Genomic DNA, 18,250 nt, shown 5'->3' on the forward strand with positions numbered 1-18,250 from the left:
GAGCGTCTCTTGTTAGCCAAACAAGCGACGCTTCATTCCTGCTTTTTCCAGAATACGCGTAGTAATTTCCTCAACAGACAGAGAGGACGTATTGATATATGGGATCGCCTCTCTTCTAAACAACGCCTCAACAGTGTCTAGCTCCAGCTTGCACTGCTCTGTGCTAGCGTAATCACTTCCAGACAAACGATTTTCACGGATTTCAGTCAAGCGCTCGGGATCAATAGTCAGCCCGAACAACTTATGACGATGGATCTCAAATTCAGGCAACAAACGCATCATCTTCACATCTTCCGCAATGAACGGATAGTTCACAACACGTAAACCAAATTGCATCGCCATGTACAAGCTAGTCGGCGTTTTTCCACTGCGCGACACGCCAAGTAAGATAATATCAGCTTGCTCCAACCCTTTTAGCGTAATGCCATCATCATGCGCCAATGTGTATTCAATAGCCGCAATACGGTCAAAATAGGTGTCGGAATCTTTCCCCACGCTGCGAGAACGCTGCAACTTAGGCTTTGGTGCCATCTGAATGTCGTCTTGCACTTTCTGCACAATACTCTCCAACACATCGTAACTGTATGCTGGCGCTTCAAGCAGCATTTCACGTACTTCTGGAACGACAATTGAGAAAAAGACCAGAGGTTTGACGCCATTGCGCTGGTAGGAAGTTTCAATTTCTTTGACTACGTCAGTAGCTTTGTCCTGGCTTTCAACAAACGGAAAGGTTTTTTCGTTAGGAATGAACGGAAATTGACCGAGAACAACATGCCCTAATGTCTCACATGTTATCGCCGTACCGTCAGAAACATAGAACACATCACGACTTTGGTTATTTATTTGCATTTCTGTTTAATTTTTCAAAATCTTTTGAGTAGGATGGTACACATAATATTAATAAATCAGTTTGGCTTTCAGTTAGGTTCACCACAGCTTTAGAAATTCTTTTGAATTTTTTTCAGCCAGAACGTAATCGTTTGCCTTTGATATCAATCTAAATGAAGCAATGTATGGTCAACGTGTAATAACAGCCAACATGCGATTGTTTAGATCGATTTAAGTCCCCCTACTAAGCTGCAATGTTTCTGGAGAAAGACATGCAAAAGAACACCCTCTGGTTCAATGGCCTATCCATGGATGATGTCGACAAAGTCGGCGGTAAGAATGCTTCACTTGGCGAAATGGTTTCTAACCTAGCAAACGCAGGCGTTTCTGTACCAAATGGTTTTGCGACAACCTCATACGCGTTTAACCAATTCCTTGACCACGAAGGTTTGGATGAGCGTATTCACCAATTACTCGATGAACTAGACGTTGAAGATGTAGAAGCTCTGCGTAAGACAGGTGCAAACATTCGTCAATGGGTATTAGAGGCCCCTTTCCCTGCGGACCTTGAACAAGAAATTCGTGAAAATTACCAAGAACTGATCGAAGGCAATCCTGAGCTTTCAGTCGCAGTTCGTTCATCTGCTACGGCAGAAGACCTACCTGATGCTTCTTTTGCTGGTCAGCAAGAAACGTTTTTGAACGTGAAAGGCATCGACGCAGTACTAGAAGCAACTAAGCACGTTTACGCTTCTCTATTTAACGACCGTGCGATTTCTTACCGCGTTCACCAAGGGTTCGACCACCGTGGCATCTCGCTATCGGCGGGTATCCAACGTATGGTTCGTTCAGATAAAGCCTCGTCGGGTGTTATGTTTACGCTAGACACTGAATCGGGTTTCGACCAAGTTGTCTTCATCACCTCTTCATGGGGTCTAGGTGAGATGGTCGTTCAAGGTGCAGTAAACCCTGACGAGTTCTACGTTCACAAGCCAATGCTTGAAGCAGGCGAACACCCAATCGTTAAGAAAACATTTGGTTCTAAGTTGATCAAAATGATCTACTCAGATAACCAAGAAATCGGCAAACAAGTTGATATCATTGATACTTCTGATGAAGAGCGCAACACGTTCTCATTGAACGACGACGAGATCAAAGAGCTCGCAAAACAAGCAATGATCATCGAAAAGCACTATCAGCGTCCAATGGACATTGAATGGGCAAAAGATGGCATTGATGGCAAGCTGTACATTGTTCAAGCGCGTCCTGAAACCGTATGTTCACAAACGGAACAAAACGTGATTGAGCGCTACGAGCTACAAAACAAAGCGGATGTTTTGGTTGAAGGTCGTGCAATCGGTCAGCGCATCGGTAAAGGCGTGGTTCGCTTGGTTGACTCTCTGGACCAAATGTCTTTAGTCCAAGAAGGTGACGTGCTAGTTACAGACATGACTGACCCAGATTGGGAACCAGTGATGAAAAAAGCATCTGCAATCGTAACCAACCGTGGTGGCCGTACTTGCCACGCTGCCATCATCGCTCGTGAGCTTGGTATTCCTGCAATCGTTGGCTGTGGCGATGCGACAAGCAAGTTAACCGATGGTGCAACCGTGACCGTATCTTGTTCAGAAGGTGAAACGGGCTACGTTTACCAAGGTGAACTTGAGTTTGATGTAAAACGCTCTTCTGTTGATGAACTGCCACTGCTACCAACAAAAGTGATGATGAACGTGGGTAACCCTGATCGCGCGTTTGACTTCGCACAAATTCCAAATGAAGGTGTTGGTCTTGCGCGTCTTGAATTCATCATCAATAAGATGATTGGTATCCACCCGAAAGCATTACTTAACTTTGATGCACAAAGCGATGAGCTAAAAGCAGAAATCACTCAGCGTATTCGTGGTTACAAAGATCCTATCGATTTCTACGTAAGCAAACTGACAGAAGGTATCGCAACCATTGCTGCGGCATTTTGGCCGAAACGCGTTATTGTTCGTATGTCTGACTTTAAGTCTAACGAATACAGCAACTTGGTTGGCGGTAAAGCCTACGAACCGCATGAAGAAAACCCAATGCTTGGCTTCCGTGGCGCGTCTCGTTACATTTCTCCAGTGTTTGAAGACTGCTTCGAGCTAGAAACTCAAGCAATCAAACGCGTTCGTAACGAAATGGGTCTGAAAAACGTTGAAATCATGATCCCATTCGTGCGTACACCAAGCGAAGCAGCATCAGTGATTGATTTGCTAGCGAAGTTTGATCTGCGCCGTGGCGACCAAGGTCTTAAAGTCATCATGATGTGTGAACTGCCATCCAACGCGGTCCTTGCCGATGAGTTCTTGAAGTACTTTGACGGCTTCTCGATTGGCTCAAACGACATGACTCAGTTAACGCTTGGACTTGATCGTGACTCTGGCGATGTTGCACATCTATTTGATGAGCGCAACCCAGCGGTTAAGGTGATGCTTCAGATGGCGATTGACGCGGCAACAAAAGCAGGCAAATACGTTGGTATTTGTGGTCAAGGCCCATCAGACCACGACGACCTAGCGGAATGGCTAATGGATCAAGGAATTAGCTCTGTATCACTAAACCCAGATACGGTTATCGATACTTGGTTAAAACTCGGTAAAGTTAGCAGCAAGTAACACACGATAAACTCTAGCCCTCACACTCCACTTGTGAGGGCTTTGTTATTCACACGTCATTTCACAATCAGTTCGTGATTCCTCTCTCAAGTTCGTCATTTAGTCAATTTCATTATCAAAGTCTGATGACCTAAAATGAATGGTATATCGATAACTCCAGAGAGAATTTGATGAAAAAGCCTATCGCACTCCTTACTACATTGATGCTCCTGGCATCCCCTGCTTATGCCGATTGGGATGAAATTTCCAATAAAATGTCTGAGCTTGGCGACGCAGTTTCTGATACTGCACAAGATGCTTGGGACGACACCAAAGCGTTTTCAAAACAAGCGTGGCAAGATTTCACGAACTGGTCCGAGGAAGCGATCAATACCGCAGGCGAATGGACAGAAGCCAGCATCGAGAAAAGCAAAGAATGGATAGATGCTGCCGACAAAAAAATTGATGAGCTGATGGAAGGCGATACGCCAGAAGAAGCTCGCCAAGCCGTGGACTTAATGGCAGATAGCGCTTTGCTCAAGTTATTTAATGAAAAGCCGGAGGCAAAAGCTATTTACGACAACGCGTACGGCTACGCGGTCTTTGATTCTCGTAAATTATCTTTGCTGTTTCACACCAACTCAGGGTCAGGAGTCGCAGTGAATAAGGAAACAGAAGAACGCACTTATATGAATATGTTTGGTTTGGGCGTTGCACTTGGGGCTGGCGGCAAATTTTACCAACAAGTGGTTCTGTTTGAGAGCAAAGAAGACTTTGATACGTTCGTCAACGAAGGATGGGAGGCCACAAGTGAAGCCTCTGCTGTTGCGGGCGAAGATTCAGAGCAACTTTCAAAACAATTTAACAGCGGCGTCGCCGTCTATCAGTTGAACGCTAAAGGTTTGCTCATCGATGCTAACGTGTCTGGTTCTAAATATTGGGTTAACGAAGAGCTCACTAACTCGCAGTAATGCATAGCAACTAATCGCTTAAATAAAACCGTTGTTATGCACCCTTATCAATAAGTTAACGGGGATATGATTCCTCAAAACTGAGCACTTACGCAACTTTCTCTATGGAAGTCACCAGAAGATGGCGACTTCCCTTTCTCGTTGGATTGCTTTTGGTTATGCTTGCGCAAAACCACCTGCAATTCGGTATCCCATGCCTGACAATAACTTTAATAATCTGCTAGCAGAAGCAATTTCTGCTCTTAACACGCCTAACTTTACTCCTAAACTTATGCGTGTCATTCGCACTCTTTTTCATTTTGATTGCGCAGTTATTTTAGGTTACCGAGAAGGTAAACATCCTATTTATCTCTACGACTCAATTGAGAACGAGCGAGAGTTACTTTTTCAACGCTACCTTACTGACTCATTTCAAAATGACCCTTTTTTTCTCAAACTAAACGAGACAAAGCAACAAGGCGTATTTACGCTCAAAGACGTGGCGCGTAAAGGCGTTGACTTCACCTCATACTGCGAGCAGTTCTATCATCAAACAGGGTGGAAAGACGAGCTTAGCATGCTAGTCGAAGTTGAATCTGGCCGTTGGGTCATGCTGTACTTCGGATATATGACTGATGGAAAATACTTTTCTCAGCAACAAATCAATAAGCTAAAGCCCTATTTCCCGATAATTCAGTCGCTTTGTCAGCAGCATTGGAAACAAACGGAATTTACCTTTTCTGAGCCTGTTTTTGCACAGAGTGCTTATTCTGGCAGTATGCGATTAGCCATTGAGCAAGCTTTAGCAACGTTTGGCGTAGAATCACTCACCCGTCGCGAACAAGAGGTGGCTTCGCTTCTCGCTCAAGGGTTTGACACCAAAGAAATTGCCGCGCGGTTACACTTAGTTCAAGGCACGGTCAAAAATCATCGAAAGCGAATTTACTCGCAATTAAATGTGTCTTCATTGAGTGAGTTATTCCAGCTTTTCCTCAATCACCTCATTCTCCATTCAAGATAAAAACTGTCCCTTAAGGGATATATCGAGAAAAGGTGTCGCGTTTTAGTCTAAATGTAACAACCACTAAGACAGACAAAAAGAATGACGACACCATTACTGCAAGATTTACAAGATCGTGGCTTGATTGCACAAGCCAGCGATTTGGAAGAAATTCAGACACTTCTCTCACAGCCACAAACCGTTTACTGCGGCTTCGATCCTACAGCTGGCAGCTTGCATATCGGCCACCTCGTGCCTTTGATTATGCTTAAGCGCTTTCAAGATGCCGGACACCAAGCTGTTGCCTTGATTGGCGGTGCAACGGGCATGATTGGCGACCCAAGCTTTAAAGCGACTGAGCGCAGTCTGAACTCAGAGGAAATCGTCTCAGGCTGGGTTAACGATCTTTCTAATCAAATTCAGCAGTTGATGAATCACCAACTGACCAAGCCGATGATCATGGTGAACAACGCTGACTGGATGAAAGCGATCAATGTGATCGACTTCTTCCGCGATGTGGGTAAGCACTTCTCGATCAATACTATGGTCAACCGAGAATCGGTAAAACAACGCCTGCAACGACCTGACCAAGGTATCTCCTTCACCGAATTTAGCTACGCCCTACTGCAATCGTACGATTTTGCCGAGCTAAACCGTCGATACGGTTGCCGTTTGCAAATCGGTGGCAATGACCAATGGGGAAACATCGTCAGCGGGATCGATTTAACTCGCCGTCAAAATGGTGAGCAAGTATTTGGCTTAACTCTGCCGCTGATCACCAAATCCGATGGTACCAAATTTGGCAAAACCGAAGGCGGTGCAGTATGGCTAGATCCTAGCAAAACCTCTCCTTACGCGTTCTACCAGTTCTGGCTTGGCGCAGAAGACGCAGACGTTTACCACTTCTTGCGTTACTACACATTCTTGAGCTGCGAAGAAATTGCCAGCATTGAAGCGCAAGACCAAGCAAGCCAAGGTAAGCCACAAGCACAACGTATCCTCGCTGAGGAAATGACGCGATTTGTTCATGGCGAAGAAGGCCTAGCTAGCGCCGAGCGCATCACTCAAGCTTTATTCAGCGGTAATGTGCAACAACTGAGTTTGGGTGAATTAAAACAATTGGAGTTGGATGGTTTACCAAGCATTGAGAGCGCACAACAAGATTTGGTTGAGCTGTTGATTGAGTCGGGTTTAGCAAGTTCGAAGCGTGTTGCACGCGAACACATCAGCAACAACGCCATCAGTGTAAACGGTGAAAAAGTGTCGGCTGATAACCCAAGTTTGAGCTTCCCACTGTTTGATCAATATTGGTTACTGCAACGCGGTAAAAAGCACTTCTGCCTCGTGAAGCGTGCCGCGTAGTAACACTCGCAGTACAAAGCCCATAAAAATTCCCCTCACCGCTTTCGTGATGAGGGGAATTCAAATTTGAACGATTTTAAGCCTAACAATAGGCAAAGGCGTTGCTTATTGCGTTCTTAAACGTTGCCAGTACTTTTCGTAAATCGCTAACGTTTCTGCGCCAACATCATTAATAAACTCGCCTTTTTTCATGTCTTCTGATGAAGGGAAAATAGTACGGTTATTTTTCAACTCTTCTGGCAATTTGTCACGCCCAGCGTTCGTTGCCGACGCATAACCCAAACTGGTCACGATTTCCGCTTGGTTCTCTGATTGGTACATGAAATTAATAAATTTATGCGCCAATGCTTTGTTTTTACTGCCAGACGGAATAGTGAAGTTGTCCATCCACAATACCGCGCCCTCTTCCGGCATCACGAACTTCAGCTCAGGCATTTCAACCTGTCCTTGGAATGCGTTGCCGTTCCATTGCATGCCGACCGATGTTTCACCGGACACGTAAGGGACTTGCGGCGCATCTGAGTTGTACAGTAATACGTTGTTTTTCAGCGCTACTAGAGAATCAAAAGCCTGCTCGATTTCAGCTTCGTCTTTTGTATTCACGCTATGGCCATTTTTCTTCAGCGCCATACCGAACACGTCGCGGACGTCATCAATCAACATGACTTGTTGTTCGTATTGAGACTCCCATAAGTCTGCCCATTTGGTCACTGGTTGCTCAACTATGGATTCGTTGTAGCTGATCCCTGTAATGCCCCAAATATAAGGCAGAGAGTAATCATTTTTCGGATCGTGCGCTTGGCCAAGTAAGCCGTCCATTGTGTCTTGCATGTTTGGCACTTGAGCGTGATCTATTTTCGAAAGCAGTCCTTCTCGACCCATTTTTTCAATGAAGTACGCAGAAGCAAAAACCACATCGTAACCAGAACCTTTTAGCAATTTTAGCTTGGTATACATTGATTCATTATTCTCAAAGGTCGAATAATTAATCGTAACGCCTTCTTGTTTTTCAAACGCTTTTAACGATGCTTCCGGCAAATAGCCACCCCATGCATAAACGTTCAACGTTTTGCTATCTGCATGAGCAAACATGCTGAGCACAAGAGCACTCAGCCCCAATCCTTTGATGATTAATTTCATGGTATGCGATCCAACCAGTCCAGCGACGCGCTGGGATTCGGGTGCATAATTAGGTAATTATTACCCAATTGAAAGAAAATTTAATTAATCTTTAACAGCAAAAATATTTATCGAATTTATAAAATTAACGCATGTTTTTAATATCGACTGTGCATACCAAAATGATGAGACATTCCATCTTCCATTCGGCCACCTTTCCAGCCACCAGAGCCGAGTAAATTAAGCACATCTTGAGCGGTATAATCGGCACCAGAAAAGAAATCATGCGCCACGTCTGAGCGTATTGCTTGCAACTCTGGTTGGTTTTCCAAATCAAGATGTTGCGGATCCGCATATAATGCCAACGCAATTTTTTGTTGGCACGCGCTTAACTCGCTGGTGCTCGTCTTTACCTGACCAACCGAAAAGTACTCACGACTGCCGTATCCCACCACCAATCTGGTACTCATTAGTTTAATCACTTTCTTAATGCGGCGACGTTGTATAAATCTCAACATGTTGAAGTCCTTATTTATATTTTGATAATTAATAATAAGTTTTGTATACCACACATCAATACTCTAGAGTGTCAGGGTTTAGCACGGCGCTCAAAGAGTATGGAGTTCAAGAGTGAAAATTGACGATCTAAAACTGTTCACCAAAGTCGTCCAACTTGGCAGCTTTACAGCGGCAGCCAATGCTTTGGACTTGCCACGAGCAAATGTTAGTCGACGCATTGGAGAACTGGAACGTTACCTCGGAACGCAACTTTTTCACCGCACCACTCGCAGCCTTTCGCTGACAAACAAAGGCGATGCCTACTACCAAGATCTGCAAAAAGTACTCACCTTGCTTGATTCGGCAAACCAGCAAGCCAGTAACGAAAACATCGAGGTCAGCGGCAAAATCAAACTTGGCCTTCTGCCAGAAACCTATGAACATCTTCAACCCATTTTGTTTGAATTTCAGGATCAATACCCGCAGGTTGAACTCGACATTCGCAATATCAACAATGGCTTTATTGATATGTTTCAGCAAGGGTTGGACATCGCGCTGCACGGCGGCATGCTGTTTGACTCAGACATTGTCGCGAGAAAGATCTTAACGCTAGACCGATGTGTCGTTGCCTCACCGAACTATCTTCAAACTCACGGCACGCCCGCCACATTAGAAGAGTTGAGCGATCATCAGTGCATTTGTTTTCGTTGGCCAAATGGCAATGTCGACAACCTTTGGCATTTTCAGGAACAAAACGTAGCGCTCAAACCAAAACTCATTTCCAACAACATCGGCTTTATTAAAAGCTCCACAGTGCTTGACCGCGGCATCAGCTATATCCCAAAACTGTTGGTAAAAAATGAGCTCGAATCCGGTGCATTGGTGCAAGTATTGTCTCAATATGCTGTCACGGAAGAAATGGGGTGGTTACTCTATCCTCAACCGAAAACGCTGAACCAAGCTAGCCGGTTACTTATTGAACATTTGTGCAATAAAATCCCAAAACTTTTGTAGTTTGCATTTATTGTCATAAAATTTGTGACATTGAATCATGCGCACGCATGATTATCTGAACATCTGTGAATTATAAGATGGCGCCGAAATTATGGAGCCATCTTATGAATCATCAAATCAAAATCGCTGCGCTGAGCACTATCGCGCTCTCTCTACTCGGCTGTAATCAAGCCCAACCTCAGGTTGAGGAGCCAAGCGCATCCAGACCCGTTCAAGTGATTGAAGTCAACGAAAGGAATGAAGAACTCAACAAATCATTCAGCGGGATCGTAAAAGCAAAAGAAACCGCCTCACTCTCTTTTCGTGTACCCGGCACCGTGGAAAGCGTGTTCGTAAATAAAGGCAGCTTGGTAGAAAAAGGCCAAGTCATTGCCATGCTGGACAAGCACGACTACCAAGTCTCACTAGAAGAATTACAAGCACGCATGTTAGAAGCACAATCAGCCCACAAACTCGCGAAAGCCGAGTTAAAGCGCGTAAAACAAGCGACTTCTGATGATGCCATTGCCAGCGTAAACTTAGACCGAGCCATCAGCAGCTACGAACGTAGCCTCTCTGCCGTCAAAGTGGTTGAGAAAAACATCCAACGTGCAAAAGATGCCCTACGTTACACCACTCTACGTGCACCATTCACTGGCATTGTTGCCGACGTTTCTGTTGATCCACATGAACAAACCTTGCCGGGCGGCAGTGTTGTGTCAATTCAGCAAGAAGGCAGTTGGGAAGTCGACATCGACGTACCGGAAAATATGATTGCGCAATTCGCACTAGGTCAGCCAGCATCGTTGACTTGGTATGATTCGGAGCAATCCTACCGAGCAACCGTGGCAGAAATCGCGCCGAAGAAGCACCTGCTCAAACAAACCTATACCGTCACGCTAGACATCGATTCGATTTCCAGTGCGCTATTCAACGGTAAAGCAGTCACAGTAAATACCGCGCTCAACACCAGTCACTCAAGCCATTGCTTTCCTTACTCTGCAATTTTGGGTGAGAAACAGACTCTGCACGTGAATGTGGTTCGTGATGCGGTTATTCATTCAGAGCCTGTCAATCTTGACTCTATCGACGCATACCAAGCGTGTGTGACCGGAAGTTTTGAGCAAGGCGATTATGTGGTGATCAGCGGTAGCCATTATCTGAGCGAGGGCGATGCCGCCCCAAACCTGACCATCAAGACGTTGTAGGTGCGAATCCATGATCAATTTAGCTGAATTCGCGATTCGCCAACGTAAGTTCGTTCTGTTCTTTATCGTATTGAGCGTGATCGCTGGCATCTATTCTTACTTCGACTTAGGCAAGTTGGAAGACCCGAGCTTTACGGTAAAAACTGCGGTAGTCGTGACCCTTTATCCGGGTGCGTCTGCCGAAGAAGTCGAGCACCAAGTCACCGATACCGTGGAAACCAAATTGCAGGAAATGGCAGAGTTGGATCGCTTGCGCTCATTGTCTCGCCCAGGTTTGTCTATGGTCTTTGTTGACCTCAAAGAGAGCCTTAATTCCAAAGCACTTCCGCAGGAATGGGACTTATTGAGACGCAAAGTGGACGATGTAAAACTGCAGCTGCCTTCCAGTGCACAGATCAGCGTAGTGCAAGACGAGTTCTCTGAAGTCTACGGCATGCTTTTCTCTATCCACAGCACAGATGCTGCGCCAGAAGAGTTGCGTCGCTACGCCAAAGAGCTGCAACGCCAAATCAAAGCCGTCGACGGCATCAAAAAGATCGAGCTACACGGCATTCAACCTCGCGTTGTACATATCGATATGCCAGACGAGCGCTTGGCTCAATATGGTTTGTCGATAGCACAAGTTTGGAACCAACTGAGCACACAAAACAGCACGTTCGAAGCGGGAAAATTCGATGCAGGTACAGAGCGTATTCGTATTGCGCAAACCAGTGAGTTTCAGTCTCTAGAAGACATTCGCAATTTAATCATCAATGGTGGCACCGGCGAGTTTGGCTCGGGGTTGATTCGTCTTGGTGACATCGCCGACATCACCATGGGTTATCAAACACCAGCATTGGCAGAAAACCGCTACAACGGAGAGCCCGCTGTCACCTTGGCGGTGAGCCCAGTTCAAGGCATTAACGTGGTGTCACTTGGCGATACGATTCAAGACATCATCGCTAACTACCAGGCAACGCTGCCGCTGGGTGTCGACATCTCGACCGTTGCTTATCAACCTGAAGAAGTACAAAAGTCTATCGACGACTTTGTTGGCAACCTGCTTGAAAGTGTCGCGATTGTTTTTGTGGTGTTGTTGGTTTTCATGGGCTTTAAGAGTGCAACCATCGTTGGCGCAAGCTTGCTCCTGACGATTTTGCTCACGCTTGTATACATGAACATCGCCAGCATCGATTTGCACCGTGTCTCGCTAGGTACGTTTATTCTCGCACTGGGCATGTTGGTGGATAACGCCATTGTGATCACCGATATGATGATCGCCAAGCTCAACAAAGGTATCGAGCGAACTCGCGCCGCGATTGATTCCGTCAAAGAGACCGCCGTGCCACTTTTAGGCGCAACTATCATCGCGATTATGGGTGCAAGCCCAGTGTTGTTCTCCAAAACCGACTCCGCCGAGTTTGCGAGCTCTGTGTTCTACATTGTGGCATCGTCACTATTGCTTTCATGGATCGTCGCGATGACGTTTACAGTATTAATGGCGTGGATATTCATCAAGCCAAAAGCTAACAGCGAAGAGACCAAACCGAGCCGTTATAAACAGTTGGTATTCTGGACGGTGGACAACCCGCGTAAAGCTTTAGCCGCTTTGGTTCCGTTGATTTTAGTCACCGCCGTGGCAATCCCGTATGTGGCCGTGAACTTTATTCCTCAGTCGGATCGCTCAATTGTGTTTCTCGATTACTGGCTACCCAATGGTGCCAAGATTGAACAAACCTCGGCAGACATGCGCAAAGTTGAAGAATGGTTGGTCGCACAACCAGAAGTGGAAAGTATCTCTAGCTACGTCGGCACCAGTGCACCTCGCTTCTCGGTAACGGTAGAGCCTGAGCCGCTCGACCCTGCCTACGGCCAGATTCTGATCAACACCAAAGACTACGAGAGCATCAGCCACTTGGTAACGCGTGGGGATGATTGGCTGAAAGAGGCGTTTCCTGATGCCGAACCTCGCTTTCGAGCGCTGAAGCTGGCAACCAAAGATAAGTTCGCGGTTGAAGTGCGTTTTTCTGGTCCGGATGAAACCGTATTGCATCAACTAGCGGCGGAAACGAAAACGATTTTTGCTTCAAACCCTGATGCAAAATACATTCGCGATGATTGGCGCCAAGAAAGCAAAGTGCTCAAGCCGATTCTAAACCAAGACAAAATGCGTCAAGCAGGCATTAACCGCGCCGATGTCGCTTTCGCGCTAAAACGCGCATCAGACGGCATGCCGCTCGGACAAATGAACCTGAATGATGAGTTGATTCCAATTCAGCTACGTGGCACATCGCAAAACATGGCGTCACTAGAAACGCTACCTGTGCGCTCGCTACTTGGCTTTAACAGCGTTCCGCTTGGTCAAGTGGTGGATGGATTCGAACTGGTCACCGAAGAGAGCATGATTTGGCAACGCGACCGCGTGAAAACCATCACGGTTCAAGCGGGTGTGAGCCGAGACTCCACACCAGCGAACGTAAGAAATGCCATTAAAGATCAGGTTGAAGCTATCCAACTTCCGGCGGGTTACAGCATGGAATGGGGCGGCGAATATTACGATGAAGACAAAGCGGTCACCGACATCATGAAGCAGCAACCAAAAGCAATGCTGATCATGGTGATCATTTTAGTCGCGATGTTCAACGGCTTTAAGCAGCCAATCATCATCCTCGCAACGCTACCACTGGCAGCATCAGGGGCGGTGTTTGCTCTGCTTGGATTCGATAAACCATTTGGCTTTATGGCGCTAATCGGAGCTATTACACTGACCGGGATGATCATCAAAAATGGCATCGTACTAATGGATCAAATTGAGCTCGAACGCACAAATGGCAAGAGCTTGTCTGACGCGATCAAAGAAGCCACGATCAACCGTACTATGGCCATTTCTATGGGTGCGTTAACGACCGCGCTCGGCATGATCCCGCTGCTGTCAGACCTGCTGTTTGACCAAATGGCGGCAACCATCATCGGAGGCTTGGCAGCCGCAACCATATTGTCACTGTTTGTCATGCCTGCACTGTATCGCCTTGCTTACAAAGAAAAAGTACCATCCACACAAACCAACGCTGAGCTAGAGGAGGCGTCATCGTGAAAAAATTCATTCTAACGCCTGTCGTTCTAGCCCTAAGTTTAGCGGGCTGTGCGGTGGGACCAGACTACCAAGCACCGACCACCAGTATGGCAGAAACCTACTTGAACGCCGAAAATGCAGGGTTGAGTACCGATTTACAACACGTTGAGTTTTGGTGGACTAAGTTTCACGATCCGGTGTTGAATCAAATGGTTCAAGACATGCAGAACCAAAACATTCCGCTGAAAGTGGCGGCCGAGCGGGTGAAAATGGCCAACAACTATAAAACCATGGTGGAGTCATTCAAGGTACCGACAATTAATCTTAGTGCGGTTTACATGAACTATCAGTTCAGCAAAAATGACTCTTCACTCGGTCCGATATTGAATCCACTCAGTGATTCCATGCCGGGTCTGCCACCTCAAATTGGTAACGTCACCCTAATGGATAATCAGCACGATGGCGTATTTGCAGGCGCGAGTATGGCTTGGGAGGCTGATCTGTTTGGGCGTATCGACCGCCAAGCAAACGCGGCACAAATTCATCTCGAACAAGCTCAAATTTATCAAAACGGCTTGAACACGGTGATCACGGCGGATTTGATTCATAACTACTTGCAATACCAAGGCGCAAGCGAACGCCTTGAGTTGGCAAAGTCGAACTTAGAAGATCAACGACGTACACTTGATCTCGTCGAAAAAGTCGTGCGCAGCGGCTACGGTTCTGATCTCGATTTAGCCCAAACGAAGGCCACACTTGCGGCAATGGAATCGCTCGTTCCGCAGTTAGAGATTGCCCAACAAGCGCACAAACATCGTTTAGCAGTATTGCTTGGTGAGCCGCTAACACAAGTCGAAATCCGCCTATCTAAGCAGCATAGTGTACCTGTCATGCAGGACATGGTGCCGGTCGGTTTACCTTCCGATCTATTGAAACGTCGTACCGATATTCGCTTAGCCGAGCGTGAAATGGCCGCGCTCAATGAAGAGTTAGCAGCAAGCGTTGCTGATCAATATCCGAAGTTCTTTTTGACGGGCGCTCCGGGGTTGTCGGCGTCAAGCTTTGACGATCTCTTCAGTAGCGATTCTTTCGGTTGGATGGGTGCGGCTGGCGTAAGCTGGAACTTGTTCGATGGGGGGCGTGGCGAAGCGATTGAAGCCATCAACCAAGCGCGTTTTGATTCGGCGACATTGTCTTATCAACATACGGTCGAGGCGGCTTTAGCAGAAACCGAATCCACACTGTTTGCTTATGGTCGCAGCCAAGAAAGTCAGCGCCGAATCGATGATGCATTGAAAGCCACCAATAACGCCGTCAACAAAGCCAAGTCACTGTACCGCGCTGGCTTGATTGATCACTTATCGGTTTTAGATGCGCAACGTCAGCAACGCATGATGCAAGATCAGCAAGTCGCGGCAAAGTTACAAACCGCACAAGCTACGATTACGCTCTACAAATCGCTTGGTGGTGATTGGACGATACGACCAAAAGCACAACCCCAAACGAATGCCAAAGGTTAGGTTTCTTACAAGCCTCACACCTTTGCGTCATAACGGATGCCGTTAAATCGGTTAAAAAGAGGCCACTTAGATGGCCTCTTAGTTTGTGAGGCAAATATTTCTACCACCCATACCCTCTCTCGGTTGTATAATACGACTCTGAAATATTTTGTTACGTTACCTCGGTAACCCCTGAGACTGCAACATGAACAACAGCAGATGGGTCGGCTTTATAGGCGGCACGATTGTCTTACTTAGTACCTTTATCCTCTTCGGATCTTCCGTCCACGCTGCTTGGTACCGAATCCCTGCGGAAGCCATTCATGGTATCGCCTTCACTTTGGCTTTTGGTTTAGGGTTAAACAGCCTGCTGGCGTACGCGACGGCAGTGATTACTCTTGCTGCACTATTCTACATTGGCTTTGTCGTTAGCTATCGGGTCCATCAGAAACTTAAATAAACTTCTGTCTCAACCTGAGCTTAATAACGGATACTTGGTAACTAAAAAGGGAGCAAACGCTCCCTTTTTAGTTATCAGCATGTAGATGTTCTATGCCCGCTTTAATCATTAAGGTGGCATACCCTCAACGACTGCTGCATACCTGAAACATCATCACCTAAATACTCAACCGTCATTGGAACCTTGGCCAACAGAGTAAAACTAGAGTCACTGAACCTTCCATCAGCATCACTCTCCAAATGAACAAAAAACGCAGGCTTATCCGCAATCAATGTAATTTTCCTCCCTTCAATAGAGACACCTATATTGGCTTTCGCTATCGGCAAGGTTTTTAGCTCGTGAGTACTAAACCATGTGTTGCTTATTCTGTCTTCACCGATTTGCGCTTCAACATAGAAGAAGCCTGACGTAAGTTCGTCCTTCTCGATCGATTCATCCAATTGCCACAAAATCGTATTGCTGTCTGCTATGACTGTTTGTTCTAAGCTCCAACATTGCTTTTCTTCCCCTTGCCAATCTACCCACTTAAGCAGTGCGTTGACGCTTGCGGACTCTTTGGCATCATTGAGCAAATGTAGGCTCAACTTGCCTGTATGCTCGGAAAATACCAAATACTGTGGCGCAAAAAATCGCTTCGCATGGTAGTGCAACTGCTTCCATCGACCACTGTATTCCAAACTAGACCAAGAACTGACAGGCCAATTGTCGTTGAGTTGCCAGTACAGCATGCCGCGACAAACTGGAGAAATGGCACGCCAATGATCGCATGCAGTTTTGATCGCGATTGCCTGCTGAACTTGACTTAAATACAGCATGCTCTCGAATCCAGAGGGAAAACGAAAATAGCGCGTGAACATCTCTGTAATAATACTATGACCTCGAGGGTTCTTCTGATGTTGTTCGAAAGTTGGGGATGTAATATTCCAGTCTTGCTCAGGGACAAACCGCTTAACTTCAGCAAAAGATGGCCAAGATTGAAAACCAAACTCAGAGCAAAAACGAGGATTCACGTCAACGTAAGCACTGAATGATTTTCCTGAATGCCAAACGTCCCAAAAGTGCATATCGCCTTTACTATCATCATGCCACGCATCACCGAAATCCAGTTCACCATTACATGAGGAACTTGGCCAGAAACGGCGAGTGCTATCTTGCTCGGTAATCTCCTTCTCAATCATGCGGTTGAGGCGATCGTAGTTAACCGTGTATTTGACTTTGCTGCGCTTAGATTCGTCATACCAACCAATAGCTCCAATCACTTCATTGTCACCACACCAAAGTGCGATTGATGGGTGCTTCTTAAGCCTCGGGATTTGGAATCTAAGTTCTTCTTCTACGTCTTTTAAAAACTCGTCGTTTGATGGGTACAACGAGCAGGCGAACATCATGTCTTGCCACACCAACAAACCAAGTTCATCACAAAGGTTATAAAAGGTTTCACTCTCGTACTGACCACCGCCCCATACGCGAATCATGTTCATGTTGGCGTCAACCGCACTTTGCAAAAGGTTGCGATAACGTGTTTCGTACTCTCGCCCCGGCATTGCGTCAATAGGGATCCAGTTGGCACCTTTAGCATTAATCGGTACGCCATTGACGATAAATTCCATTGCAGAGCCGTGCTCATCAGCTTGGTTATTTAGGGTTAACTGACGCAAACCAATGTTGTGCGTTAACTTTTGCTCTCTGCAAGAAATGGTAATGGGATAGAGATACGCTTCGCCATAACCCGATGGCCACCAGCGTTGAGGCTCCAAAATGTGGAACTGGCAATGATAGTGACCACTTCCTTTTGTTTGAATACATTGACGCCCACCATTAAATTCAACCATCATTTCATGGCGTTGACTGTCCGTTTCCACTTCAACTACTACATCAAGAAACACACTCCCATCGGCTTGCCATTGCTGCTCTGTCGAGAAGCCTTTGAGCCAAAGCTCATTCACAATGTCGATTTGAATGGGGTCGTAAATACCCGATACCATCAAGCAAATGCCCCAGTCCCATCCGGAATGGCATTGTGTTTTGCGGATCAAGTTCATGTGTGGAATTTGGTTGTTGCCCATTGCCGATGGAATAGGAAATGGCAGTTTTTTTGCTCTTGCGATACCTTCTAAATCCGCCCGAGCAAACTCAACCCGAATCGTGTTAGTACCTTGCTTTAAATGCGGTTTAATATCCACACGTTGCTGGGTAAACATGTTGCTGCAAGTTAGTGCTAGCTCACCATTAACATAGAAGGTTGCCAATGTATCGACACGAGTTAGCGTCATCCAAATTTGCTTGGCAGACAACGTAAACGCGTCGACGTCAAACTCACGTGAGATATGCCACTCACACTCTTCAATCCATCGAACTTTGTTTTCATTATCGGCAAAATAAGGATCTGGAATCTGCTCTGCTTGTAAAAGCGCCGACACATTATCGCCCGGAATAAACATTGGAATTTCAAGATTGGGGCGCTGTGGCGAGGTAAGCATCCACTGCCCGTTAAGTTCGAAGTGAGCCATCGAGTTAAACCTTAGCTTGGGAAAAACATGTTTTCTCAATGTAATCCTGATAATCCCATGCAAAAACAAGGGAAATGTTAATTACATACGAAATGCGGTGCATTTCACGTAAAAACTCTTTCTTTTGATCTCTACCCAAAAATCAGC

The 18,250-nt window shown here is 46.2% G+C and carries 13 protein-coding genes; 9 read left to right on the forward strand and 4 right to left on the reverse strand.

Annotated elements, in window-relative coordinates; translation table 11 throughout:
- Positions 1–12: 12 nt before the first annotated feature.
- Positions 13–849: a pyruvate, water dikinase regulatory protein gene (locus R8O11_RS05125; protein ID WP_005373820.1), complete on the reverse strand. Its 837-nt coding sequence runs from the start codon at positions 847–849 to the stop codon at positions 13–15.
- A 251-nt stretch (positions 850–1,100) separates the two neighbouring features.
- Between R8O11_RS05125 and ppsA the strand changes: the two genes are divergently transcribed.
- From ppsA to tyrS, 4 genes are all read left to right on the forward strand, one after another.
- Positions 1,101–3,473: a phosphoenolpyruvate synthase gene (gene ppsA / locus R8O11_RS05130; RefSeq protein ID WP_318193964.1), complete on the forward strand. Its 2,373-nt coding sequence runs from the start codon at positions 1,101–1,103 to the stop codon at positions 3,471–3,473.
- Positions 3,474–3,643: 170 nt separating this feature from the next.
- Complete coding sequence (locus tag R8O11_RS05135) at positions 3,644–4,423, forward strand: hypothetical protein (protein WP_005373824.1); 780 nt, start codon at positions 3,644–3,646, stop codon at positions 4,421–4,423.
- A 193-nt stretch (positions 4,424–4,616) separates the two neighbouring features.
- Complete coding sequence (locus R8O11_RS05140; protein ID WP_021707696.1) at positions 4,617–5,423, forward strand: response regulator transcription factor; 807 nt, start codon at positions 4,617–4,619, stop codon at positions 5,421–5,423.
- Positions 5,424–5,504: 81 nt separating this feature from the next.
- Positions 5,505–6,764, forward strand: a complete 1,260-nt coding sequence (gene tyrS, locus R8O11_RS05145; protein WP_054577720.1) for a tyrosine--tRNA ligase — start codon at positions 5,505–5,507, stop codon at positions 6,762–6,764.
- A gap of 105 nt (positions 6,765–6,869) precedes the next feature.
- Here tyrS and R8O11_RS05150 read toward each other — a convergent pair whose 3' ends face one another.
- On the reverse strand, positions 6,870–7,904 hold the full coding sequence (locus R8O11_RS05150; RefSeq protein WP_054577719.1) for an ABC transporter substrate-binding protein: 1,035 nt from the start codon (positions 7,902–7,904) through the stop codon (positions 6,870–6,872).
- Between the two features lie 137 nt (positions 7,905–8,041).
- Complete coding sequence (locus tag R8O11_RS05155; RefSeq protein ID WP_054577718.1) at positions 8,042–8,401, reverse strand: DUF6559 family protein; 360 nt, start codon at positions 8,399–8,401, stop codon at positions 8,042–8,044.
- A 112-nt stretch (positions 8,402–8,513) separates the two neighbouring features.
- Between R8O11_RS05155 and R8O11_RS05160 the strand changes: the two genes are divergently transcribed.
- The 5 genes from R8O11_RS05160 (at position 8,514) to R8O11_RS05180 (ending at position 15,593) form a co-directional block, all read left to right on the forward strand.
- Positions 8,514–9,395 (forward strand): LysR family transcriptional regulator, encoded by an 882-nt coding sequence (locus R8O11_RS05160; RefSeq protein ID WP_033906320.1) that lies wholly within the window; start codon positions 8,514–8,516, stop codon positions 9,393–9,395.
- Positions 9,396–9,499: 104 nt separating this feature from the next.
- Positions 9,500–10,582, forward strand: coding sequence for an efflux RND transporter periplasmic adaptor subunit (locus tag R8O11_RS05165; RefSeq protein WP_033906319.1), 1,083 nt, complete (start codon positions 9,500–9,502; stop codon positions 10,580–10,582).
- Positions 10,583–10,592: 10 nt separating this feature from the next.
- Complete coding sequence (locus R8O11_RS05170; protein WP_318193965.1) at positions 10,593–13,655, forward strand: efflux RND transporter permease subunit; 3,063 nt, start codon at positions 10,593–10,595, stop codon at positions 13,653–13,655.
- Complete coding sequence (locus tag R8O11_RS05175) at positions 13,652–15,154, forward strand: efflux transporter outer membrane subunit (protein ID WP_033906317.1); 1,503 nt, start codon at positions 13,652–13,654, stop codon at positions 15,152–15,154. The genes R8O11_RS05170 and R8O11_RS05175 overlap by 4 nt, the downstream gene beginning before the upstream one ends.
- A gap of 184 nt (positions 15,155–15,338) precedes the next feature.
- Positions 15,339–15,593 (forward strand): hypothetical protein, encoded by a 255-nt coding sequence (locus R8O11_RS05180; RefSeq protein ID WP_005387084.1) that lies wholly within the window; start codon positions 15,339–15,341, stop codon positions 15,591–15,593.
- A 101-nt stretch (positions 15,594–15,694) separates the two neighbouring features.
- Here R8O11_RS05180 and R8O11_RS05185 read toward each other — a convergent pair whose 3' ends face one another.
- Positions 15,695–18,103 carry a beta-mannosidase gene (locus tag R8O11_RS05185; protein WP_033906316.1) on the reverse strand — a complete coding sequence of 803 codons (2,409 nt, stop codon included), beginning with the start codon at positions 18,101–18,103 and terminating at the stop codon, positions 15,695–15,697.
- Between the last annotated feature and the right edge of the window lie 147 nt (positions 18,104–18,250).

This window comes from Vibrio sp. 1288, assembly GCF_033344475.1.

Bases quoted from the DNA above. Each gene is read 5' to 3' on its own strand.
- R8O11_RS05165 (WP_033906319.1), top strand. From the start codon at position 9,500: ATGAATCATCAAATCAAAATCGCTGCGCTGAGCACTATCGCGCTCTCT.
- R8O11_RS05180 (WP_005387084.1), top strand. From the start codon at position 15,339: ATGAACAACAGCAGATGGGTCGGCTTTATAGGCGGCACGATTGTCTTA.
- ppsA (WP_318193964.1), top strand. From the start codon at position 1,101: ATGCAAAAGAACACCCTCTGGTTCAATGGCCTATCCATGGATGATGTC.
- R8O11_RS05155 (WP_054577718.1), bottom strand. From the start codon at position 8,401: ATGTTGAGATTTATACAACGTCGCCGCATTAAGAAAGTGATTAAACTA.
- R8O11_RS05140 (WP_021707696.1), top strand. From the start codon at position 4,617: ATGCCTGACAATAACTTTAATAATCTGCTAGCAGAAGCAATTTCTGCT.
- R8O11_RS05185 (WP_033906316.1), bottom strand. From the start codon at position 18,103: ATGGCTCACTTCGAACTTAACGGGCAGTGGATGCTTACCTCGCCACAG.
- R8O11_RS05125 (WP_005373820.1), bottom strand. From the start codon at position 849: ATGCAAATAAATAACCAAAGTCGTGATGTGTTCTATGTTTCTGACGGT.
- R8O11_RS05150 (WP_054577719.1), bottom strand. From the start codon at position 7,904: ATGAAATTAATCATCAAAGGATTGGGGCTGAGTGCTCTTGTGCTCAGC.
- tyrS (WP_054577720.1), top strand. From the start codon at position 5,505: ATGACGACACCATTACTGCAAGATTTACAAGATCGTGGCTTGATTGCA.
- R8O11_RS05135 (WP_005373824.1), top strand. From the start codon at position 3,644: ATGAAAAAGCCTATCGCACTCCTTACTACATTGATGCTCCTGGCATCC.
- R8O11_RS05170 (WP_318193965.1), top strand. From the start codon at position 10,593: ATGATCAATTTAGCTGAATTCGCGATTCGCCAACGTAAGTTCGTTCTG.